The sequence below is a fragment of the Lysinibacillus sp. NPDC048646 genome, from assembly GCF_050272295.1.
Lineage (GTDB): Bacteria > Bacillota > Bacilli > Bacillales_A > Planococcaceae > Lysinibacillus.
Window position 1 is genome coordinate 1 of the sequence record NZ_JBNNLZ010000029.1, and the last position, 21,758, is coordinate 21,758.

Sequence of the window (21,758 nt, forward strand, 5' to 3'; positions counted from 1 at the left end):
TTTTCTCTTCGGCAGTAAAGTTAGCCATAAAAAACACCCCTAAATCGTTAGATTTGGTGTCTAACAATTTAGGGGCAGTTCAAACTCGAAAAATTCAGTTTGTTTACAGTTTTTTTTCTTTTAAAATAGAAGTATCTATATGAACCCGTTGATTTCCGCTACGGCGGACGCTTTTCGCGGGGATGGCTTCAGTTTCCTCGTCGCTTACGCTCCTGTGGGGCCTTTTCGCTCATGCTATTCCCACAGGGAGCTTTGCTCTGTAGCGAAAGGCGAATGCCGTCAGCTACACTCGCCGCCTGCGCGCCAATCGGCTAGTGTACGTCTATAAATGATTGAGGTGATGATAAGTAACAAAATTTAATCCTCTTGCATTCATTAATACATAAGAGTATTCTTATATAAGTGAATGATTATATAAAGGAGCGATAATATGGAGTCCATTATAAAAATGGAAAAACAGTTAAAGGCTATTAGCGATATCAATCGATTAAAGCTTTTAGCGTGCTTAAAACAAGGAGAAGTTTGTGTCTGTGATTTAGTCGATGTTTTACAAGTTTCTCAGCCAGCAGTTAGTCAACAATTACGTAAGTTAAAAGAGGCTGGAATTATTTTAGAGAGAAAAAAGGGAACTTGGAAACATTACCGATTACACGAAGAACAGACTGTATATATTCAAGCTGTACTTGATGAATTAGAACCTATTTCATTTAAGCATTGTGGACCTTCTTGCTCTACAGAAGTAGGAGTTGATTGAACATGGAGAAATCTTTACCGAAGCAACTTTCTATTTTAGATCGTTATTTAACTGTTTGGATTTTTGTGGCGATGGGTATTGGCGTTGTGCTCAGTATTACACTGCCCAATATAGGTAAAGCATTGGAATCAATGTCTATAGGAACAACATCTATTCCTATAGCTTTAGGGTTAATTATCATGATGTATCCACCACTTGCAAAAGTTAAATATGAGGAAATGTGGAGAGTATTTAAGGATTGGAAGGTGCTCTTATTATCACTTTTTCAAAACTGGTTACTTGGTCCATTCTTAATGTTCTTTTTGGCTATTATCTTTTTACATGATTACCCAGAATATATGGCTGGGCTCATTATGATTGGATTGGCACGTTGTATTGCAATGGTTATCGTGTGGAATGATTTAGCAAGAGGTGATCGTGAATATGTAGCGGGTTTAGTTGCCTTTAACTCCATTTTTCAGATAGTAACGTATTCGATTTTTGCTTACTTTTTCTTAAATGTATTACCTGGTTGGTTTGGCTTAGAAAATTTTAATGTGTCAATCTCAATGTGGGAAATTACGAAAAGTGTCCTTATTTATTTAGGAATTCCATTTGCTACTGGCTTCTTCACACGCTGGATAGGCATCAGAACAAAAGGGAAACAATGGTACGAAGAAAAATTTTTACCGAAGATTTCGCCACTTACTTTAATTGCACTTCTTTTCACAATTGTGATGATGTTCGCTTTAAAGGGTGAGAAATTAGTGGAATTACCACTCGATGTAGTACGAATTGCCATTCCGTTATTTATTTACTTTGTTGTGATGTTTGCAGTCTCTTTCTTTTCATCTCGCAAAGCAGGAGCATCTTATCCTGTCACAGCAGCCCTTTCGTTTACAGCTGCTAGTAACAACTTTGAATTAGCTATTGCTGTTGCTGTGGGTGTTTTTGGACTTCATAGTGGGGTGGCTTTTGCCGCTGTTATAGGCCCACTGGTTGAAGTACCAGTACTCATTGGACTTGTATGGGTTGCCCTTCGTTGGCAAAAGAAATATTTTAAAACTATTAAAATATAGGGAGCATTTTTTTGTGGAAGAGGTAGGGATCGGTATTTCTGATCATACATCTGCCTTGATTGATGTTGAGATATTAAACAGTGCAACACGTTGTCACACTGTGCGGGGATGCAGCTGATAAATGTCTGATAACACCACTACATGTTCGTCGTGAGCATTGGGGATTTGAAGATCCAGCAAAAGCGTCAGGTACGGACGAAGAAAAATGGGCTGTTTTTCAAGACGTACGTGATGCTTTTGGAAAACGGATTGAACAATTCGTAGCTGAGGAGCTGAAATAAAAAAATTCAGATCTACGAGCGCGCAACGTGCTGTTCAACAAGTTAATCACTGTGACGTGGTAACAAAAGAATATTTCATCTCTTATTTGACTTTGAGTATGACTAGTAGAGAATATACAATAACTCAAGCTAATTCATTTGCTGTTGATTTTTTCGTTAAAGGAGATATTGAGCACTATGGAACTTCAACATGGTACCAATTCGACAAAGCTACAAAAGAAATTGAGAGACAAGTGGGGGAAGCTGAAGTATGTTAATTCCGTCACAATCGTCTGTTTTTATTAAATGCGTCTAGCTTAATGTTAGACGTAAAAAAATACATATTATATAAGTGAATGCTTATGTAAAATATAAAGAGAACAAGGGGTTATTTATGAAAACACTTAAAGTAAACAAACAAAACGATTCTTGTTGTACTACTGCTAAAGATATTGAGGTGCAAGAAACTTCAACTATAAATAAAAATTTACCAATTGTAATAATAGGTGCTGGTCCAATCGGGTTAGCTACAGCAGCTCATTTAGTGGAACAGAATCAGTCCTTTATTTTACTAGAGGCAGGTAAAGATATTGCTCATAATATTCGTACTTGGGGTCATGTTACACTATTTTCTCCATGGCGTTATAACATCAATAAAGCTGCTAAAGCTTTACTTGAGGGCACAGATTGGCAAGAGCCTGACTTAGAAACTATACCAACTGGGCATGAGTTAATTGATCTCTATTTAAAGCCTTTAGCAGCGGTATCACAAATAAAACCTTATATTCACCTTAATTCAAAAGTAGTCGGGATTTCACGCCAATTGAATGATAAAATGAAATCGAAAAATCGAGTAAATCAATCCTTTCAGATATATATTGAAATGGAGGACGACGTAAAGATCATTGAGGCGAAAACTGTTATTGATGCGACAGGGACATGGAGGAATCCAAACCCAGCAAACTCTACAGGTGTTTGGCTACAAACTGAAAAAGTATTAGCGGATTATATTGAGTATGGGATTCCAAATTTAAATATGAATCCTACAAGATATGCAAATAAGAAAATTGCTGTCATAGGCGGTGGTCATTCAGCAATTAATACTTTACTAGCTCTGGCTGAATTACAAAAAGAGAATACTTCAACGAAACTTGTTTGGATTATGCGTAAAAAATCTGTAGAAGAAGCATATGGTGGTGAAGAAAAAGATGCCTTGGCAGCACGTGGCGCACTAGGTATACGTATTCATGAATTAGTAGATACAGGTAAGATTGAAGTGGTGACGCCATTCTATATTTCAAAGGTGAAAAAAGATGAGAAAATAAATATTGTAGGTACTTTAAATGGAGAACAGCAAGTAATAACAGGATTCGATGAGCTCATTATAAATGCAGGAAATCGACCAGATTTTACGATTAACAACGAACTACGTCTTTCCATTGATCCAGCAACTGAGAGTGTGCAAGCATTAGCACCACTAATTGACCCTAATGAGCATAGTTGTGGAACAGTTCGTGCACATGGAGAAGAAATACTTCGGCAGCCAGAACAAGGTTTCTATATTGTAGGAGCAAAAAGCTATGGACGTGCACCAACATTTTTAATGGCAACAGGCTATGAACAAGTACGTTCAATAACTGCATATTTGTCAGGAGATGAAGAGGCTTCGCAACGGGTAGAATTAGCGTTACCACAAACAGGAGTATGCAGTATCAATGTTGTCAATCAATCAAACGCATGTAGTTAATTAATCGACTGTTAGCGAAAGCTAGCAGTCCTTTTTAAACATAACTAGGGGGAAAAGGATATGGACACATTTCTTATTCGTCAAGTGACAAAATGATTTAGCTGAGGTAGTAAAAATCTATAAAGAAGGAATTGAAACAGGGATGGCAACCTTTCAAACAGCGGTTCCAAGTGAATGTGTATGGGATGAAGGGCACCATGTAACTTTACGCTTCGTGGCAAAGATTGACAAGCGAGTGGTTGGTTGGATTGCAATTTCACCTGTCTCTGCTTGTGAGGTTTATAGTGGTTGGAGAAGTAAGTGTTTATATCTTGAACGATGGCAAAGGGAAAGGGGGTTGCCACTAAATTTTTTAGAGAATTGATTGAAGAAAGTGAAAAAGCTGGATTTTGGACGCTCCAATCATCTATATTTGCAATCAACACAGCAAGTATCAATCGCTAGGTTTTTGAGTTGTTGGAACAAGGGAAAGAATTGCTCAATTACATGGAAAATGGCATGATACAGTTATAATGGAGAGAAGTAATGGTCTTTTGTAACTTATGTTGTGTAATGTGCTCCAGTTGTTTGTAATGCTAAGCTGAAAACAGTAATTTTCACAAAATGATGAGATTTAGTCAATCAGTAATGTAAGAAAAATTTGGCCACTTTCTAATGATTATCTATTGTCTAGGTTATTGTTAAATTTTCTATTAACTAGCCGAAATATTTGAACATGAGAATTACAGACAATTAACATGCTGAAGAAATACAACACAAGAATAACTCGCAAGGTTAAAATTTTAGGTAGGTAAATGGGGTGATAGACTATGCATAAAGGAAGAATCATTTTACATATTGACCTTAATTGCTTTTATGCCTCTGTTGAACAAATTTATGATACTTCTTTAAAAGGAAAGCCAGTAGCAATCGCGGGTAATCCTAAAGAACGTAGAGGTATAATTATTACGTGTAGCTACGAAGCAAGGGCTAAAGGTGTTTATACAACGATGAATGTCGGAGAAGCACGGCGAAAATGTCCTGAGCTCATCGTAAGACCTCCTAATTTTGATCGTTATAGGACAGCTTCGAAGTCTTTTTTCAATTTATTAAAGGAATATAGCGAAATTCTCCAGCCGGTTTCAATTGATGAAGGATATTTGCAACTACCTATCATCGCGGGGCAAAATGTATTACAACATGTCCAAGATCTACAAGATAGAATATGGACCGAACTTCAATTGCCTTGTTCAATCGGCATTGCACCGAATAAATTCTTGGCGAAAATGGCAAGTGATATGAAAAAGCCGATGGGTATTACGATACTACGAAAGCGAGACGTGCCAGCAGTATTGTGGCCGATGCATGTAATTGAGATGCATGGAATTGGCAAAAGTACAGCAGAGAAGCTGAAAAAGTTAGGTATTCAAACAATTGGGGAACTTGCGGTTGCTGATGAATATGTATTAAAGCAAAATTTTGGCATCAATGGTCCACGTATGAAGCAAAAGGCGAATGGAGAAGATGACAGAGCTGTGGACCCAGAGGCAATATATGATACGAAAAGTGTAGGGAACTCAACAACGTTATCTCATGATGTGACGGACAGAGATGAATTATATGAAATAATTACGATGCTTTCTGAGAAGGTTGCTGGAAGATTAAAGGCAAAAAAACTTGCAGGCGTTACTGTAAGTGTTATGATTCGTACTGCTGATTGGGAGACCTATACACGAAGTAAGTCCATGAATAATGCCATTAATGCAAAAGAGGATATAGTTGAGCAAGCATGGAATTTATTTAATAAGCATTGGAATGAAGAGCCGGTTAGATTACTAGGTATTACCGTATCGAATGTCAGTGATATTAAAGAAACGACACAGCAGTTAACGTTCTTTAACTTTGAAGAACATGTAAAAGAGGAGCCAATCATTAAACTTGTTGATCAAATTGAGCAGAAGTTTGGAAAAGGAGCAATTATTCGTGGTTCAGATATAGCCAAGCCAGCAGGGAAACATCATGCGAATACGAGTTTTAGTAAGGATTTTTGGGATGAGCACATCTAATATGTTTGTCCCTTTAATGTAGTTTAAAGTAGAGAAAGTTTTGTGAAGAGGGAAGAATTGTTAGAAATTATTTATCCCGCATTAACGGTCAGTAAAACGCCATCTCAAGTGGAAAGATGAGAACGAGTACACTAGGTGGGCGATCAACTGACCGTAAAAGCCCGATTGGTTCAACTAACAATCAGTGGGGGATGAAGAAAACTCCCACTGATTGAAGTTTCACTTTATGAAGGAAACGAATCAGAAAATCTAGTTTCAAAGCGAAAATGTATCCAGCTAAAGGGACTCCCGACCTTATTAAAGATGTTTTAGCGATGGCTAACAGCTCGTGCAATACTAGAAAAAGAATTGATATTTATTCTTTTTTTTAGAACAAAGGCACAAATATTGAAATAACATAAATTTAATGCTATTGTAGATATGTAAAGTCTCTAATTGGAGTGAATAACAAATATGAAATATTCTAAAGCTACAAATTATGCACTACACACAATGCTTTTTCTTGCAAAGGTAACACTAAATAAACCAGTTGGTGTCCAACAATTAGCTGAAATGCAAAATGTTTCTCCTACGTATTTGTCTAAAATCTTAACTAAGTTAGTAAAAGAGGGAATGATCAACTCTGTATCGGGTGCCAATGGAGGATATACACTTAGTCAGAACTGGGAAGATATTTCATTTTTAGATATAATAAATGCAATTGAAGGCAAATCGTCTTTGTTTGATTGTTGTTTATACAATGATCCTAAGTGTGTAATAAAAGAAGTAATGCTATCTGCAGAAGAAAAACTAGAGAATGAGTTAAGAAACAAAAAAATATCGGATCTTGTGAAAAAATAGTAGTGGATTTATGGTCCACCATTATTTTTTAAGTAATTAGAGATATAAAAAGTCTTTTAAGTCTTCGAATAAATCTTAGTGACACTACGACTTTTTATACGCTGAACTTGGATTCTTCTTAATTTACTACTTCTACAAACTTCGAATGGCTATAGCTTAGAACCATTTTATTTTAAACCTTTAATTTGAGCTAGAAAGCATGTTGTCATCGTTTATAAGAAAATGTATTAGTTTTTTCATGGTGTATTTCTTATACGAAACAACATGTACACTAAACAATTTACAGAGGAGAGTTACATGATGGAATTATTTGATTGTGCCATTATAGGTGCAGGTGGTGCTGGACTAAATGCAAGTTTGATTTTAGGGAGATCTCGTAAAAAAGTCGCGTTATTTGATAATGGAACAAATCGCAATCGTGTGACACAGGAATCACATGGGTTTATTACACGTGATGGAATTAAACCAGCAGAGTTTAAAGAAATAGCTTTAAATGATGTAAAAAAATACCCATCAGTTCATTATCATCAAAACACGGTTATGAATATAACAAAACAATCTAACGGTTTGTTTAAAATTGAAACGTTAGAAGATGTAGAGTATGTTGCGGAGAGAATTATATTGGCAACAGGTGTTCAAGAGGAATTTCCATCAGTTCCAGATATTAGAAAGTATTATGGGAAAAGTTTATTCAGCTGCCCAACTTGTGATGGATGGGAATTAAGAGATCAACCGCTAATTATTATTTCAGAAAATGAAGAGCATACCCTTTTTAAAGGAAAGCTTATTTATAACTGGTCAGAGGATTTAGTGATCGCCACAAATGGTCATGAGCTTTCTGCTCCGACATTGAATGAATTTCAAAGAAAAGGTATAACCGTCATTACGGAGCCTATTAAAAATCTACATGGTGAGGATGGTTATTTAAACAAAATCAAGTTTAGTTCAGGACTTGAAATAGAAAGAGTTGGAGGTTTTGTAGTACCTAACTTTGTACGTCCAAATCAGTTTGCAGAGCAGCTTGGTTGTCAATTAAATGAAAATGGTAGCATTTTGGCAGATGAGGCAGGGCGTACGTCACAGGAAAATGTTTATGTAGCGGGGGAGACAGCTAAATTAGGCCAGTCTTCATTAATAGTTGCTGCTGCTGAAGGATATAAAGCCGCGATGGCAGTTGTTTTCGATAGTACCATTTAAAAAATTTTCGCTTAATTAGGGACATTAAAGCTCTTTAATGTTTATTGGAAGGGGGATAGTAAGGTCTAATAATAACTAAAAGCATATTATATCTTCAAGATTTTTATTTCCACGAAGGAGGAAAAAATGATGTCAATTACTCATATAACAACAAATCAAGAATTAGGAGAACACTTAAAAACTGAAAAGATTGTGTTAATAAATTTTTGGGCTGAGTGGTGTAGTCCTTGTAAAATGTTCGGAATGGTTCTTAATCAGCTCAATGAAGAATGCAGTGATAAGGTGAAAATTTTAAGGGTCAACGTTGACAATAGTCCAGAGCTTGCAGCGGAATACCAGGTACTTGGAATCCCTCATTCTCGTTTGATTATTCATAATAAATTACATGAACCAATTGTTGGATATATTCCTTTAGAAAACCTCAAACAAATTATTGGACTTTGATTCGGCATAAAAAACAGGAGGAAAAAAGATGAGAATTTATGATTGTGCAATTATTGGTGGAGGACCGGCAGGATTAAATGCAGCATTATTGTTAGGTAGAGCGAATCGATTAGTAGCATTGTTTGATACAAATAATGAGCACCTTGCATTTGAGCTTCAAGAAAGTATTTCAAGAAATGGAAATGCCGCTATTGAATTCATGCAAGCAGCAAAAGAAAAATTAAATCAATATCCTACTATTCATTCCATCGTTAATCACAATGTTAGGGTTATTAAACAATCAGACAATAAGCTTTTTAAAATTTATGCTGAAGATGGCGAGAATTTTCTTGCTGAAAAAATCCTTCTGACAGATGGTGCTAAAATACAGACGGATATTCCAAATATTGAGCTATATTATAATAAAAGTATTTTTACTTCTCCGTATGGCTATGGTTGGGAATTAAAAGGTAAAAAGTTGATTTATATTAATGAATCAGGTGATGTTGCACAAACTGTTAAAATCATTCACAACTTGTCAAATGATTTAATCGTGGCAACAAACGGTCATGAAATAAAAGAAAATGAAAAAAGAGAATTGGAAAATAAAGGAATAAATGTGATTGCTGATAAAATTAAAGAAGTGAAAGGACATAACGGGGTATTGAGTAGTATTGTCTTCCAAAATGGGTTAGAAGTAGAGAGGGAAGCAGGTTTTATTACGCCATCCACTTACACAACAAATGTAATTGGTCAAGGATTTTCTTGTGATCTTGACGAACACGGGTTAATGGTTGTTGACCATTTTGGAAGAACATCGGAAAAAAATGTTTATGCAGCTGGTGATGCTGCACAGCCTGCACCAACGGAAATCGTTCTTTCAGAAGCAACGGGTATACAAGCAGCAATGACGATTAATACAGATATTTCAATTGAAAGATATTAAAAAGTAATTACCTCTTTGCTCAAGAGAAGGAGAAGTTACCAGTTTGTTGATCCGTTTGCCAACCAAGGTCGTTTTGGTTGGCAAGATCAGCAAATTGATTTTAAGGGATAAGTTCTTATGGTATCTTGTTTCGGGCTCACAAGCTGTTGGGTATACGAGCGCTTTAGCGTATTGTTCTTTATAGAATGTATTTCATTAAAAATAGTGAGGGTATAACTCTTTATGCGTCAAAATCCAGTCCTTCATTTCAATAATCATTTCTTCATAGCTAGGCACCTCATATGAAAAATCATTTCGAGTATTGATTAAAGTTTTATCTAGGTTAACTAAAGGAGAGGGATGAATCGTAATCTGATCCCCTTTAAAGTGTTTGTTGAATAATTGTAATAAATCAAATTTATTTATACTGACAGGGTGTACGAGATGGTAGAGGCCGGTAGTCCCTTCAATTGCTGCTCGTTCCATTGCTTTTGCTAATGTTAAGGTTGTGACACCCGTCCAAATAGCACCTGTATAACCGTTAATGGGCCCTTTTTGTTTCATAAACCAATTAAAGAGTCCAATGCCATTTTCTTTTATATCAGGACCAATGATGGAGTTTCGGAACGTTAAATGCTTATTGTTGTCAATTTCTCCTAATCCCTTTGTGCGATCATAAAAGGTTTCACCGTCTCGGACACTCTTTTCACTATAAGGTGCTGCTTTGCCTGAAAACACACAATCCGTACTCATATGAAATAGCTTTGTATTGGTATTCTTCAGTAGAGCAACCATGGCATGTGGTAAATAACTATTCAAATAGACTGCTTTTGCTCGGTTATCATCACATACTTCATTTAAAATGCCTATGCAATTGATGATAACATCATAGTTATCTAGCACAAGCTGCTGTAAAAAAGCATAATCCGTAATATCTCCAGTGATGTTTTTTCCATAGGGAAAGGCTGATCTTGAATAGTTTGTGACATCATGCCCCTGCATACTTAAAAACAAGGAGATTGTGTGGCCAGCCATCCCTGTTGCGCCAAGAACTAAAAATTTCAAGGTTTTCCTCCCGTCCAATTATGTAGTTCTTCTTGAATAAGCGAGAGCTTTAATAACTTTTCCTTTATTTCTTGTAGGGAAAGTATTTTAGTATTATTCGAGTTATATTCATCTGTTAAAGTAATTTTAGGAGAGCCCTCATCAAGGTATTTACCATAATTTAAATCGCGATTGTCTGCTGGTATTCTATAAAAATCACCCATGTCAATCGCTTTAGCTGCTTCTTCCTTTGTTAAGAGGACCTCATATTTTTTTTCTCCATGCCGTGTGCCAATAATTTGAATTGTATTTTGAGCTTGAAAAAGCTCCAGTAGTGCTTGTGCTAAATCTTCAATGTAAGCTGAGGGAGATTTTTGTACCATAATGTCTCCATTTTCGGCATGTATGAAGGCATATAATACTAATTCAACTGCTTCATCTAAGCTCATCATAAAACGCGTCATTTTTGGATCAGTAATGGTTAGTGGTTTACCAGTCTTAATCTGTTCGATGAATAGGGGGATGACGGAGCCGCGTGAAGCCATAACGTTACCATATCTCGTACCGCAAATTAACGTGTTATCGGCGTGAACCATCCTTGACTTCGCAATGAATGTTTTCTCCATCATTGCTTTCGAAATGCCCATTGCATTGACAGGGTAGGCGGCTTTATCGGTGGAAAGGCAAATTATCTTTTTTACGCCTGCCTGAATAGCTGCGGTCAAAACATTCTCGGTTCCTAGAATATTCGTTTTGACGGCTTCAAGTGGGAAAAACTCGCAGGAGGGGACTTGCTTAAGCGCAGCTGCATGGAATACAAAGTCTACATTATACATGGCATTGTGAATGCTTTGGATGTCGCGAACATCACCGATATAAAATTTGATTTTGTTATTTTGATATAGAATGCGCATATCCTCTTGCTTTTTTTCATCTCTTGAAAAAATTCGAATTTCCTTTATATCAGTATTCAAAAATCGTTGTAAGACCGCATTGCCAAAAGATCCGGTGCCTCCAGTTATCAATAGTATTTTATCTTTAAACATCGTATTGTATTTTACACCTCCTTATGACATAAAGCGCAAGCATTTATTTCAAACCTCTTAGATGTAAATCGTATTCAGAATTTTCCCTTGGAAAGTTGTACCAATACGCTACTATATCTGTGTATTTACATGTAGGATTTTTATTCATGAGTGCGCAATTAAAGTCCCAATCCCCCGCAATATCTTTTCTTTTCGTAAACTGTGCTTCACCTATTAAAGTTCTGCGAATGATTTTAAATTGCCCTGGCAATGAATAACGATTTGCTTCGTTTTTAATAAATGTATAGCCAGCTTTTGTTAACATGTTGTAGTAATAGATGTCAAATTGACCGTCTACTTGTGCTAAAACATCTGTGATAGCGGGCAAGTAATGATCATCACTATCAATGATAGCTACATAATCGCCCGTTGCTGCAACGATGCATCGATTATAGGAATCACTAGCTCCTAAATTGGTTTGATTGACTAATAATTTTAACGCAGGACAGGTTTTTTGATATTCTTGTAAAATTGCTAATGTTTTGTCGGTTGATCCATCATCACAAACAATAATTTCATAAGCATATTCTTTAGGAATACTATCGAGCATGGTTATTATCCATTCTTCACTATTGTAAGCGGGTGTTAAAAAACTAATATTCATGAGAACCCTCAATTCTTTGTTCAATTCATTACAATGCATGTTAATAATCCGCATAAAGACTTCCTTTTTTACAATATGCATATAATGTATTGCTCTGTAGGCTATTGTTCATTTTGAAATAAGCGTTTTGAAATTATAGTTTAAATATTAAATGAGGCATTTTTTTAGGGGGAACATCTTATAAAACTAAACCTAGTAAGGGAACAACAATTACACAAGGATATTGTTCCTGGCATCAATGAATGATGAATTTTTCACCTTATTTTCGGAAACGGCATATGCTATATATAGAGTTTTTATAAGGGGGATACAATGTCTAAAAAAATAGCATTTATCTGTAGTGTGGAATCGTATAAGCTCTCTGACGCACATATTTTCAAAGACCTTTGTCTTGTTCCTATTTTACTAGGTGAATATTTAGGCTATGATGTAACGATTTTAACAACTGAAATGAATGAAACGCTACTCAAACAAGCATTCCCTTCAGTTACTTTTCAACCTATTCCTTTTCAAGATGATTATGTAGCGAATATGAATTCTTACTTAATCGAACATGCGCAAGATATTGATATCGCATTTGCAATTGGACCATATCCATCTTATTTATCCATACTCAAGACGTACAAGAAATTCAATCCGAGCGGTAAAATCTATATGAAGCTGGATGTTAATCGATTTTGGTTAAATCGATTAAAGACCTATCCTTATTTTGTTGAATTGCTCCAACTTTGTGATGTTCTTTCCTCTGAATCTGGAGCCATTCAAAAGTCTCTTCATCAATTTGTAAATTTAGATATTAAACATATACCAAATGGCTTTTATGAACTGTTCCATACAGAGCCTGTCTCGTTTAACGAGAAAAAAAATAGAATACTGACAGTAGGACGTTTAGATGCGCCTGAAAAACAAATTCTACTGGCTGTAAAAGCGTTTTTAGCCGCCGAGCTCACAGATTGGGAATATCGTTTAGTTGGTCCAATGTCTGAGGACTTTAGCAAAGAGTTACACACACTTTTGGAAGAGAGCCCGTACGCTGCTCAAGTAATGATATTAGGACCCATTTACGATAAATATCAATTAGAGGAAGAGTATAGGCAAGCCAAAATTTTTTGCCTTACCTCGTTAGTAGAGTGTTATGCACATGTATTTGCTGAAGCAGCTAAGAATGGCTGTTATATCGTTACGACCGATGTTGACGGTGCAGCGGATATTACCCATCATCAACGCTTCGGGATGATTCATCCAACACATGATTGGCAAAGTGTAGGAAGGACATTGCAGCAAGTAACAAAGCAGGAAGCAATACTAGCTGATACATGCGAGCACCTCCAAGCATTCGCTAGAGCGGAATTAAACTGGAAGCATATTGTGCGAAAAGTTGCACAATATTTAGATGAAAAGCCGTGCTAAAGTGTATATTTGCTTGAATTTGAGAAGTATTCTTTTCTTTATTCCATTATTTACTTTATAATGAACACTAGATTCATATAGACAACCATGGGTAGACATAAGGGGAGAATAGGATGGAAATACTTCAAGCAACAATGAATGAACTAGAGGAGCTAACAGTGCTTTTTGATGAATATCGCCAGTTTTATGGGATTGAGTCAGATAGAAGCGGCGCGAAGGCATTTTTACAATTACGAATGGCATTAAAAGAATCAGTTATTTTTATAGCTGTGAAAAATGGCAAAACAATTGGCTTTGCACAATTATATCCGACATTTTCTTCTATTGCTTTACAGCGTGCGTATATTTTAAATGATATTTATGTAACGGAATATGCTAGGGGCCTAGGGGTGGGCAAGGCATTGATGGAAAAGGTATTTCAATATTGTGAGCAGCAGTATGCTCGCTATGTGACGCTGCAAACGGCAACAGATAATGTAAATGCACGTACGCTATATGAAAAGCTTGAAATGATGCAAGATCAATATAGTAACTATGTTAAATATTTCAATTAAGAAAAAGTATCTCATCCATCTCGGATGAAGATGCTTTTTTAGTGCGCCCAGCATAGACGTAATCAGGATAGGGTGCAAGTCCCGAACTACGGAAGACAAAGTAGTGGCTAGCCAAGTGCAAGGGTGTCCATGGTGATGTGAAATCTGAGGGAAGCAAGCAGCAAATCTTAGCACTAAGGAACTCGAACTTTATGGAAGGCTCGGTAGGGTTGGATGAATGTGCTAAATAACATAAAGTCCTTTCTGTCGAAGGTCATATCAAGTAAATGATGCAGACAATCCAAGCTAACTTCCATGTTAATTTATATATATATAGCATGTAAAGTGATTGTCTGTTGGAGTCAGTTCATTTGTTTCTTTGAGCATGAACCACCATGATGGTTCATGAAGCATTTTTTCCTATTTTTAATAATATCAAATAGCTTAAAACATAAAAATACCCCCTAGATTTTCTAGGGGGCATTCCTTCACTTATTCATTGTGAGGAAGATTATTGTGCGCATTTAGTGTTGGCTTAGAAGCGAATAGAGCATGCTTCACTTTTTTGAAAAGATAGAGCTAAAAAAATGCCTCTACTACACTACCTTCAACCGAAATTTTTGACCTTCTACTAAGTTCATTTTTCAGTGTAGGGGATTTATAGCTTATTTTATCTCAAGTGTATATGGCTGTGTGCTAGCTTTGCCATATAATTCACTTACTTCAATATAGTATGTTCCTTTATCGAGTTCGACCGTACCTACTTCAGCATCTTCAGCACCGTAAAGATCTAAGGTTTCTACTGTTTTTCCTTTTGCATCAATAATGCGGATGACGCCATCCAGTGCTTTTTCTGTTTGTAGAGAGAAGAACACATCACGTTTGCTGTCATTGGTAAATTCAAAATAGTCCTTATCACCAAATGGAACTCCTGCATTCAGATATTGAGTAGCTACCCATTTGTCGTCTTTTTTTGTAAGCTGAGATGGTTTTGTTGGTACACCATTGACTAACTCAGAATCTGCATCTTCATCTACTCTATTATGATCAAACATAGTTAAAGTATATGGTTCAATCGATACTTGTCCAAGGTTCGCTCCATTAACAACAATAAAATAACCGCGATCCTTTTTCGCTTTAAATGAAGTATTTACATCTATTGTGCCAGAAATGCCGAGTAATATTTCAATTAAGTTTTCACCTTGCCCAAATGGAATTTCTGTTTCCATTTCTTTTGGATCGATTTCCATATTACCATTTGTGTCTTCAATAATGGAGCCTGAAAATTTAAATTCTTTTTGAAGCTCTTTAGGTAATTGATTTAGCTGTTCATTCGTCAATGGTACGGAAGAAACAAGAAGACTCATAACTTCATCTTTGTCTCGTTGCTTATAATAGTAGAAATCAGTATCATCTTTATAAATGAGATGATTTTTATAGGTAATACCAGGTTGAATCGTTTGAGCATTTATTGGTGTATTATTATCTTTATTATGATCTGTTGGAATATCTGCCATTTTACTTGTTTTAAGTGTGTATGGTTCAGAAGAACGGTTACCATAATTGACTACACTTACAACATAGGTTTTGTCCTTTTTCAAGGCAATTGTCTTTGCCTCGTTTTCATCACTTGTTGTTCCCAGAAGTAGACCGATTAGTCCCATATCATTAGTTAATGAAGAAACTGGTAATAATTCATTTGTATCCTTATCATATTCAAATATGGTTCCAGCTGGTGTTTGGTTCATGCCTTTATTAATATGGAAACCATATACGGCATCTTCTTTAGCTTCAAATAAGAAGTAATCTTCATCATATTCTGTTTGGAAGTATGCTTTTTGATCTGCTCCAATATCAAAACGAATCGCATTCTCCATAATTGCATCCACATTTTCCAGACTTCCCATACCATCTGGACTCATGAACATACTCATTAAATCATTGGCTTGATTATTTTTTTTAGCTTTATACGGAGTTACAGGTAATTGATCATTTTGTACGTTGTCTGGTAGTATTTCCTCATTTAATGGAAGTCCGTCTTCATCTTCAGGAAGGCTAACGACTTCTCCTTTTAATGTGTAAGGAATCATTGATTCACTTATACTCTCTTGCACTTCAATGCCTCCGCTAAAGAACATGTCAAGTGAAAAATCGATATCGCTTTCATTTGATACGCTTAGTACATACTCCTCATCAGGAATAGCATCGACGATAAGGCTTACTTCGTCTCCTTTATCCGTGCCGTAGGATGTTTGAATTGGATACGCCTCATCCAATTCCTCATCATTAAGTTCTTCTGTCGGTACATTATTTAAGTCTTCTTTTAGATAAAGTTCCATGGATGCTGTAACACCTGGGATACCCGATAAATCAAATTTTAGCGTTGTTGGTTCTTTTACTGTAAAAGTAAAATAATCTTTGTCTCTTTGTTGATCTTTAGAAAGTAGGGTATAGTTTTTCCCTGCTGTACTGTATGGGAACTTTTGGATTTTCTCCATATTGTCCATATCTAATGAATCAACTGGTAATTCCTTTGTAGTTTGAGCTGTAAAGATGTAGTTAGATTCGCCCTTTAAACTATAGCTGCCATTATGATCTTTTACGCCAATTAGCAGCGTTCCTTCTTGTTCTGCTTTAAATAGGTATCCTTCTTGCTTTCCTACGCGGACATCATTCACGTTGATTGGTTCTACTTCATCTTTATGACCTTTAGGGTAGAAATACAAATCAAATGCATAATCGAATTTGTTGGCACCTTTTAATGTCAGTTGAGCATATTCATCTGATGCTAAATCAACCTTGTACCATTTTTTTTCATCTGGCTGTTTGAATTCACCTTTTTCTGTATTCAATACAGTTTTTTGAAGGTCTTTTGCGTTTTTCATTCGCTCATCTTTTGTTTCTGTGTACTGTTTAGGTAGATTTTTTATATCAAACTGTAATGCTTTTAAAGGATCGATAAGACCATGTCCATATGTAAGATCATAGCCTTTCTCGCCTAAATCCTTCGCGGTCATTTCGAGAATAGCTTCAATTTCATGAGGCTTTAAATTTGGATATTTTGATTTTAGTAGGGACGCCACACCTGCAACAACAGGAGATGCCATTGATGTCCCGCTAAATTTTACAAAGGATGATCCTTTTTTCTCATCATGAACTGTACTGTATACATCTTCACCTGGAGCTACCACGTCAACCGATGGACCGTAGTTTGAATAGCTTGATAGTTTATTTCTATCATTCGTAGAACCTACGCTAATGACACCTTCGAAAGAAGCAGGGAAGGAGTAATTATCTGTCGATTCATTTCCAGCAGCTGCTACAACGGTAATGCCATTATCAATCGCTTTCTGTACGGCTTCCTTCATTAATGGAGATTCGCCATAGCCGCCAAGGCTCATGTTAATAACATCAGCGCCTTGCTCAATGGCATAAAGGATTCCTTGTGCAATGACGAAATCATTGGCGCCATCTTTTCCGTTGAATACATCAATAGGAAGAAGCTTGGCTTTTGGATTAACCCCATGTCCACCAATAGCATTATCTTTTGCTGCGCCAATAATTCCAGCTACATGTGTTCCATGGTCGCCAGGATAAGTAGTATTGGCAGGTGCTGCTGCATTATAGGGTGGTAGCACTTGAGATTTTAGTTCGGGATGTTTAAAATCCACACCAGAATCGATAACAGCTACTTTTACGTCGTGATTGCCTGCTAATTCAAGGGCCTTATCAATTTGAAGCAGATTTAAATGATACATATCCTTTTTCTTTGGATCTTCCCCGGTACCAAAGGCATGATACACGTAACTTGGAGATACACTTTTAACTCCTTGTTGCTTTACATAATAGGAAACTGCTTTTTCTAACGTTACTCCTTTGTTAAGTTGGATAACATCGTAACCTAATGAAGGGATAGACCGGATTACTTTTGAGCCAATTTTTTGATGTGCATTCTTAGCAAGACCGGAATGCTTGACGATAATTGTATCCTGACTAATCCATTCTTTTTGATTGTTGAATTGCTTTAATGTTTGTTCCTGTTTGCTAGCGATAGCAATCTTCACTAACTCTGAGTTCTTCGCTGTGTTTTGTGGTGCTTCTGCAAAGGCGGAAGCAGCAGGAACTATTAGTGCTGTAGATGCTACTACAGCCATTGAGTTCTTAATCCATTTCTTCAATTGTTTTCTCTCCTTGCGTGTTTTATTTTAAGTCACATCTATAGTGATACGAATGAAAGATCAAAAAGTTTCGTAATATAAGGATATAGGTGAATATTTTTCCAAAGTTTTCGCGGTCATAGCAGATGAATGATGAGAAAGAGTACGTTCATCTAGGTAAGTCTGAAGGAAACATAACGTACACGTTGAAACTTACTTAGCGAAAAGTAGCTGAACCATGAAGGAATATGGCGTAAACTCGAATTCGAATTTCACTTGTTTGATGAGCAGACAATCCAAAGACAAACTTTCTCAGTAGAAGAAATCGTAATCCCATAGGAGACACTAAGTGGTCAGGTATTCAAATGGTAAGAATAGACATAAAAGTATAACGGACAGCGAGATACAAACTCACTGTCCTTCTGTCTTCATGGAACCGTACGTAAGGTGGGGGTGTCAACCTCTCTTACTCGATTTGTAAAATAGCAGTCGAGGAGAGTGGATGCTAGCACCAGTGAAAAGCATGCAATTATTATCCAAGAAATGTTAAAAAAATATCTTAAAGTTGTTCAATAAGTCTTTGTAAATCTTCCTTCGAACGAGGGATTGTAATGTTTTGTTCAAATAGCTTTTTGTTTTGTAACGCAATAGCCATTTCAAATATCCACGGGCGTTCGAGATGGGCACGTTCAAGTACATCTTGTTGATAGAACAATGCAATAGGATCACCATTATAGATGATTTGCCCAGCTTCCATAACAATAATTTGATCTGCCCATTCATAAGCAAGTGGAATGTCGTGCGTAGCAAGTAAGATTGTTCGTTCACCGTTTTCCAACTTTGCAAGGGTCTGTAATACTTGTGCAGCATAATAATTATCCAGTCCTGCAGTTGGTTCATCTAATAGTAAAACAGACGGTTCCATCGCTAAAACACCCGCCATTGCTACACGTTTTTTCTGTCCAACACTTAAAAAGTGAATGGGTTTTTCGAGCAATGTTGCCACCTCAGTTTGAGCAACTGCCCAGGCGATTTTTTCTTCAATTTTTTCACTTGTCCAACCAAGATTGAGTGGTCCGAAGGCAATGTCTTGCTTAACCGTACCAGAAAAAAGTTGATGGTCCGCACCTTGAAATACAATGCCAACTTGTTGACGCAAAGATTTTAAAGCTTTTCGATTATAGCTCATTGCTACATCGCAAAAGAAAATATTACCTGTAGTTGGTCGTAAAATGCCGTTTAAATGCTGAAATAATGTTGATTTTCCGGCCCCATTATGTCCAAGTATTGCGATTTTTTGACCCTTTGGAATTTGTAGCGTAATATCCTTTAAAGCATAGGTACCATCTGCGTAGCTATAAGATAAATTTTGGAGATCAAAGTAAAGATCTGTCATGAGAAAAACCCTCCATAAATGATGAGGAATACAAAAACACTCGTAATACCTAGCCAGTTTTTCTGACTATAGCTAACATTCTCTGGCCAGTAGACAGGTTCACCACCGCGTGCCTGCATCGCATTATTGAGTTCACGACTGCGCTGGAACATTTCTGCAAATAATGCAGCGATTAGCATAGATACTGAACGGAGCCATTGCATCGGAGAACGATAGCCGAGCCTTGCTTGCTGTGCTAAATGTATTTTTTGCATACTGTCTAAAAAAATGAAAATAAAGCGATATGTTAGTTCCACAAGCTCGACAAATAATACTGGCAGATGCCACTGTCGCAGCACATGGCAGATAGACTGCACGGATGTCGTTAATATTAAAAAGTATAAACAACTAATACTGCCAAGTACGATGAAAAAGAGTTCTTGCGCTGTCAGCAAGCTTGCAGTGCCCACAAAAATAGTCCATGTTTTCAGCTGGAATGCCCAAATATGGAGAGGTATGACACTTGATGTTGGCGCAATAGCAATTAGTATCGAAACTAAGCTCGACAATAGAAAAAAACCTGGTAACAGTAATAACTTTGCATAATACATAAAGGGAATTTGTGCACCTAAAATGATAAAAGCACTCATTACAATAAATGTAATGAGTGATATAAGTTCATCTCTCATGATAAGTGACAGTAGTAGCAGACCAAGGGAAAACGTCATTTTTTCTAGCGGATGAACAGACGCTAGTTTATTTATATAAGCATACTTATCAATGAGTAACATCGCTTAACCTTCTTTATGTTTGCCACGCATGAAGCCGATAAAATAGCCAATAAAACCAGCACCGATTGCGGCTTGAAGTACGAATAACAAGCTCTCAATTTCACCACTTGGCGGCTCCCAGAAACTTTCAAACCATGGCTCATACTCTGCGTTAATTTCACCAATTGCTGCTTCCGCTTCTCCATCAGCGCCACCGAATTCTGCACCTTTTTGTACAAATAGCGGAATGATGGCCAACAGCACTACAATTGCTAATAACAGTAAATTTTTTTTCATTTTAGTGTGCCTCCTTTGCTGAGAAAACACGTAAAGCTTTTAATTCACTAACATTATATTTTTTCAGGAAATTCATGACGATGACTGTTAAAATTCCTTCGCTAATTGCAAGCGGAATTTGTGTTAATGCAAAAATCCCAGCAAATTTCGTAAAGGAAGCCATAAAGCCACCTACTTCTGATGGGAAGGCAAGTGCAAGTTGAACAGACGTCACAACATATGTACCTAAATCACCAAGCATTGCTGCAAAAAATACGGCCAGTGAGAACGATAGACCGATTTTTTTAGATCCTTTAAAAATAAAGTAAGCGATGAATGGTCCCACAATAGCCATCGAAAAGGCATTTGCGCCTAATGTTGTAATGCCGCCATGTGCTAAAAGTAAAGATTGGAATAATAATACGATTGTTCCAATCACGCTCATTGCTAATGGACCGAATAAGACAGTTCCTAGGCCAACACCAGTTGGATGTGAGCAACTTCCTGTTACAGATGGGATTTTAAGTGCGGATAACACGAATGCAAAAGCACCTGAAAGACCGAGTATCATTTTTGTTTCAGGGTTTTCATCGATTGTTTTACGGATTGAACGTAATCCTAAAATAATAAATGGAATCGAAACGACCCACCAGAAAATGGCCCATTCAATCGGCAAAAAACCTTCCATAATGTGCATGGCAAATGCCCGATTTGGCACGAGTAAAAATGCCAGTAAGAAATAACTAAGCTTCCAACAAGAAAATTTCAAAACGGCTCCTCCTTCAATTAAATTTTACAATGTAGCGTGCGCAAAAAAAAAAGCACTTCTCCAATTTAGGAAAAGTGCATAGCTAAAAAAGCAAATAGAATAATAATCTGCCAAGCCGCACACCTATCCTCGTAGGTTGAAACGATCACGTATTTTTCGGCAGGTCTCCTGGCTTTAGTTCTCCATTTTATAGGCCTTCCCATCCTTTGGACAGTGACATACTCTATAAAACTCCCTATTACAGTGGCGGGACCGCGCCGGACTTGAACCGGCTTCCCTTTTAAGCGAAATGACTACACTTCGCACCGAAAAAAGATGAAGTTGTGAGATTTCACGACAAAGTGTAACATGATTTTCCATAAATAAGCTATCTCTTTTTTATAAAAAAAATTTTAATTGAGCTTCAATCAAGAAAATTCTGATAAATGAAAGGGGAAAACAACATTTTCATAGGGATTATTTATAGAAATTTTACTAAAAATTTCA

At 36.7% G+C, this 21,758-nt stretch carries 19 protein-coding genes, 1 pseudogene and 1 riboswitch; of the genes and pseudogenes, 12 read left to right on the forward strand and 8 right to left on the reverse strand.

What is annotated here, in order from left to right:
* The first annotated feature begins 430 nt into the window (after positions 1-430).
* The 10 genes and pseudogenes from ACQKII_RS21280 (at position 431) to ACQKII_RS21325 (ending at position 9,270) form a co-directional block, all read left to right on the forward strand.
* The gene (locus ACQKII_RS21280) at positions 431-754 is read left to right on the forward strand and encodes an ArsR/SmtB family transcription factor (protein WP_427462454.1); all 324 of its coding nucleotides are present in this window, start codon (positions 431-433) and stop codon (positions 752-754) included.
* A gap of 2 nt (positions 755-756) precedes the next feature.
* A complete protein-coding gene (arsB, locus tag ACQKII_RS21285) occupies positions 757-1,812 on the forward strand; it encodes an ACR3 family arsenite efflux transporter (protein ID WP_427462455.1) in 1,056 nt (351 codons plus the stop codon).
* Positions 1,733-2,093 (forward strand): annotated as a pseudogene (locus ACQKII_RS21290) (arsenate reductase). Before arsB ends, ACQKII_RS21290 begins: the two are co-directional and overlap by 80 nt.
* A gap of 373 nt (positions 2,094-2,466) precedes the next feature.
* Positions 2,467-3,819, forward strand: coding sequence for an FAD-dependent oxidoreductase (locus ACQKII_RS21295; RefSeq protein ID WP_427462456.1), 1,353 nt, complete (start codon positions 2,467-2,469; stop codon positions 3,817-3,819).
* A 142-nt stretch (positions 3,820-3,961) separates the two neighbouring features.
* A complete protein-coding gene (locus ACQKII_RS21300; RefSeq protein ID WP_427462457.1) occupies positions 3,962-4,183 on the forward strand; it encodes a hypothetical protein in 222 nt (73 codons plus the stop codon).
* Positions 4,184-4,628: 445 nt separating this feature from the next.
* The gene (locus ACQKII_RS21305) at positions 4,629-5,864 is read left to right on the forward strand and encodes a DNA polymerase IV (RefSeq protein ID WP_427462458.1); all 1,236 of its coding nucleotides are present in this window, start codon (positions 4,629-4,631) and stop codon (positions 5,862-5,864) included.
* Positions 5,865-6,317: 453 nt separating this feature from the next.
* Positions 6,318-6,704 (forward strand): Rrf2 family transcriptional regulator, encoded by a 387-nt coding sequence (locus ACQKII_RS21310; protein ID WP_427462459.1) that lies wholly within the window; start codon positions 6,318-6,320, stop codon positions 6,702-6,704.
* Positions 6,705-7,004: 300 nt separating this feature from the next.
* The gene (locus ACQKII_RS21315; RefSeq protein WP_427462504.1) at positions 7,005-7,901 is read left to right on the forward strand and encodes an NAD(P)/FAD-dependent oxidoreductase; all 897 of its coding nucleotides are present in this window, start codon (positions 7,005-7,007) and stop codon (positions 7,899-7,901) included.
* A 126-nt stretch (positions 7,902-8,027) separates the two neighbouring features.
* The gene (locus tag ACQKII_RS21320; RefSeq protein WP_427462460.1) at positions 8,028-8,345 is read left to right on the forward strand and encodes a thioredoxin family protein; all 318 of its coding nucleotides are present in this window, start codon (positions 8,028-8,030) and stop codon (positions 8,343-8,345) included.
* A 28-nt stretch (positions 8,346-8,373) separates the two neighbouring features.
* On the forward strand, positions 8,374-9,270 hold the full coding sequence (locus ACQKII_RS21325; protein ID WP_427462461.1) for an NAD(P)/FAD-dependent oxidoreductase: 897 nt from the start codon (positions 8,374-8,376) through the stop codon (positions 9,268-9,270).
* 195 nt (positions 9,271-9,465) lie between these two features.
* Here ACQKII_RS21325 and ACQKII_RS21330 read toward each other — a convergent pair whose 3' ends face one another.
* From ACQKII_RS21330 to ACQKII_RS21340, 3 genes are read right to left on the reverse strand one after another with little or no spacing between them, the layout of a single operon-like run.
* Positions 9,466-10,314: an SDR family oxidoreductase gene (locus ACQKII_RS21330; protein ID WP_427462462.1), complete on the reverse strand. Its 849-nt coding sequence runs from the start codon at positions 10,312-10,314 to the stop codon at positions 9,466-9,468.
* Positions 10,311-11,339: a polysaccharide biosynthesis protein gene (locus ACQKII_RS21335; protein WP_427462463.1), complete on the reverse strand. Its 1,029-nt coding sequence runs from the start codon at positions 11,337-11,339 to the stop codon at positions 10,311-10,313. Before ACQKII_RS21335 ends, ACQKII_RS21330 begins: the two co-directional genes overlap by 4 nt.
* 43 nt (positions 11,340-11,382) lie before the next feature.
* Positions 11,383-11,982, reverse strand: a complete 600-nt coding sequence (locus ACQKII_RS21340; RefSeq protein ID WP_427462464.1) for a glycosyltransferase family 2 protein — start codon at positions 11,980-11,982, stop codon at positions 11,383-11,385.
* Between the two features lie 312 nt (positions 11,983-12,294).
* On the opposite strand from ACQKII_RS21340, the gene ACQKII_RS21345 reads away from it, so the two are divergent.
* Positions 12,295-13,392, forward strand: a complete 1,098-nt coding sequence (locus ACQKII_RS21345) for a glycosyltransferase family 4 protein (protein ID WP_427462465.1) — start codon at positions 12,295-12,297, stop codon at positions 13,390-13,392.
* Between the two features lie 113 nt (positions 13,393-13,505).
* Positions 13,506-13,946, forward strand: coding sequence for an N-acetyltransferase family protein (locus ACQKII_RS21350; protein ID WP_427462466.1), 441 nt, complete (start codon positions 13,506-13,508; stop codon positions 13,944-13,946).
* A 644-nt stretch (positions 13,947-14,590) separates the two neighbouring features.
* Here the strand turns inward: ACQKII_RS21350 and ACQKII_RS21355 are convergent.
* The 5 genes from ACQKII_RS21355 to ACQKII_RS21375 all read right to left on the reverse strand — a co-directional run bounded on the left by ACQKII_RS21355 (position 14,591) and on the right by ACQKII_RS21375 (position 21,272).
* Positions 14,591-18,103, reverse strand: coding sequence for a S8 family peptidase (locus tag ACQKII_RS21355; protein ID WP_427462467.1), 3,513 nt, complete (start codon positions 18,101-18,103; stop codon positions 14,591-14,593).
* A 538-nt stretch (positions 18,104-18,641) separates the two neighbouring features.
* Positions 18,642-19,478, reverse strand: coding sequence for an energy-coupling factor ABC transporter ATP-binding protein (locus tag ACQKII_RS21360; RefSeq protein WP_427462468.1), 837 nt, complete (start codon positions 19,476-19,478; stop codon positions 18,642-18,644).
* The gene (gene cbiQ, locus ACQKII_RS21365) at positions 19,475-20,248 is read right to left on the reverse strand and encodes a cobalt ECF transporter T component CbiQ (RefSeq protein WP_427462469.1); all 774 of its coding nucleotides are present in this window, start codon (positions 20,246-20,248) and stop codon (positions 19,475-19,477) included. The genes ACQKII_RS21360 and cbiQ overlap by 4 nt, the downstream gene beginning before the upstream one ends.
* 3 nt (positions 20,249-20,251) lie before the next feature.
* Positions 20,252-20,524 (reverse strand): energy-coupling factor ABC transporter substrate-binding protein, encoded by a 273-nt coding sequence (locus ACQKII_RS21370; RefSeq protein WP_143995178.1) that lies wholly within the window; start codon positions 20,522-20,524, stop codon positions 20,252-20,254.
* A 1-nt stretch (position 20,525) separates the two neighbouring features.
* Positions 20,526-21,272 (reverse strand): energy-coupling factor ABC transporter permease, encoded by a 747-nt coding sequence (locus ACQKII_RS21375; RefSeq protein WP_427462470.1) that lies wholly within the window; start codon positions 21,270-21,272, stop codon positions 20,526-20,528.
* Positions 21,273-21,413: 141 nt separating this feature from the next.
* A riboswitch (cobalamin riboswitch) is annotated at positions 21,414-21,597 on the reverse strand.
* Positions 21,598-21,758: the final 161 nt, after the last annotated feature.

Excerpts from the sequence above, each read along its gene's own strand:
- ACQKII_RS21280 (WP_427462454.1), top strand. The coding sequence starts at position 431 with ATGGAGTCCATTATAAAAATGGAAAAACAGTTAAAGGCTATTAGCGAT.
- arsB (WP_427462455.1), top strand. The coding sequence starts at position 757 with ATGGAGAAATCTTTACCGAAGCAACTTTCTATTTTAGATCGTTATTTA.
- ACQKII_RS21295 (WP_427462456.1), top strand. The coding sequence starts at position 2,467 with ATGAAAACACTTAAAGTAAACAAACAAAACGATTCTTGTTGTACTACT.
- ACQKII_RS21300 (WP_427462457.1), top strand. The coding sequence starts at position 3,962 with ATGGCAACCTTTCAAACAGCGGTTCCAAGTGAATGTGTATGGGATGAA.
- ACQKII_RS21305 (WP_427462458.1), top strand. The coding sequence starts at position 4,629 with ATGCATAAAGGAAGAATCATTTTACATATTGACCTTAATTGCTTTTAT.
- ACQKII_RS21310 (WP_427462459.1), top strand. The coding sequence starts at position 6,318 with ATGAAATATTCTAAAGCTACAAATTATGCACTACACACAATGCTTTTT.
- ACQKII_RS21315 (WP_427462504.1), top strand. The coding sequence starts at position 7,005 with ATGGAATTATTTGATTGTGCCATTATAGGTGCAGGTGGTGCTGGACTA.
- ACQKII_RS21320 (WP_427462460.1), top strand. The coding sequence starts at position 8,028 with ATGATGTCAATTACTCATATAACAACAAATCAAGAATTAGGAGAACAC.
- ACQKII_RS21325 (WP_427462461.1), top strand. The coding sequence starts at position 8,374 with ATGAGAATTTATGATTGTGCAATTATTGGTGGAGGACCGGCAGGATTA.
- ACQKII_RS21335 (WP_427462463.1), bottom strand. The coding sequence starts at position 11,339 with ATGTTTAAAGATAAAATACTATTGATAACTGGAGGCACCGGATCTTTT.
- ACQKII_RS21340 (WP_427462464.1), bottom strand. The coding sequence starts at position 11,982 with ATGAATATTAGTTTTTTAACACCCGCTTACAATAGTGAAGAATGGATA.
- ACQKII_RS21345 (WP_427462465.1), top strand. The coding sequence starts at position 12,295 with ATGTCTAAAAAAATAGCATTTATCTGTAGTGTGGAATCGTATAAGCTC.
- ACQKII_RS21350 (WP_427462466.1), top strand. The coding sequence starts at position 13,506 with ATGGAAATACTTCAAGCAACAATGAATGAACTAGAGGAGCTAACAGTG.
- ACQKII_RS21360 (WP_427462468.1), bottom strand. The coding sequence starts at position 19,478 with ATGACAGATCTTTACTTTGATCTCCAAAATTTATCTTATAGCTACGCA.
- cbiQ (WP_427462469.1), bottom strand. The coding sequence starts at position 20,248 with ATGTTACTCATTGATAAGTATGCTTATATAAATAAACTAGCGTCTGTT.
- ACQKII_RS21370 (WP_143995178.1), bottom strand. The coding sequence starts at position 20,524 with ATGAAAAAAAATTTACTGTTATTAGCAATTGTAGTGCTGTTGGCCATC.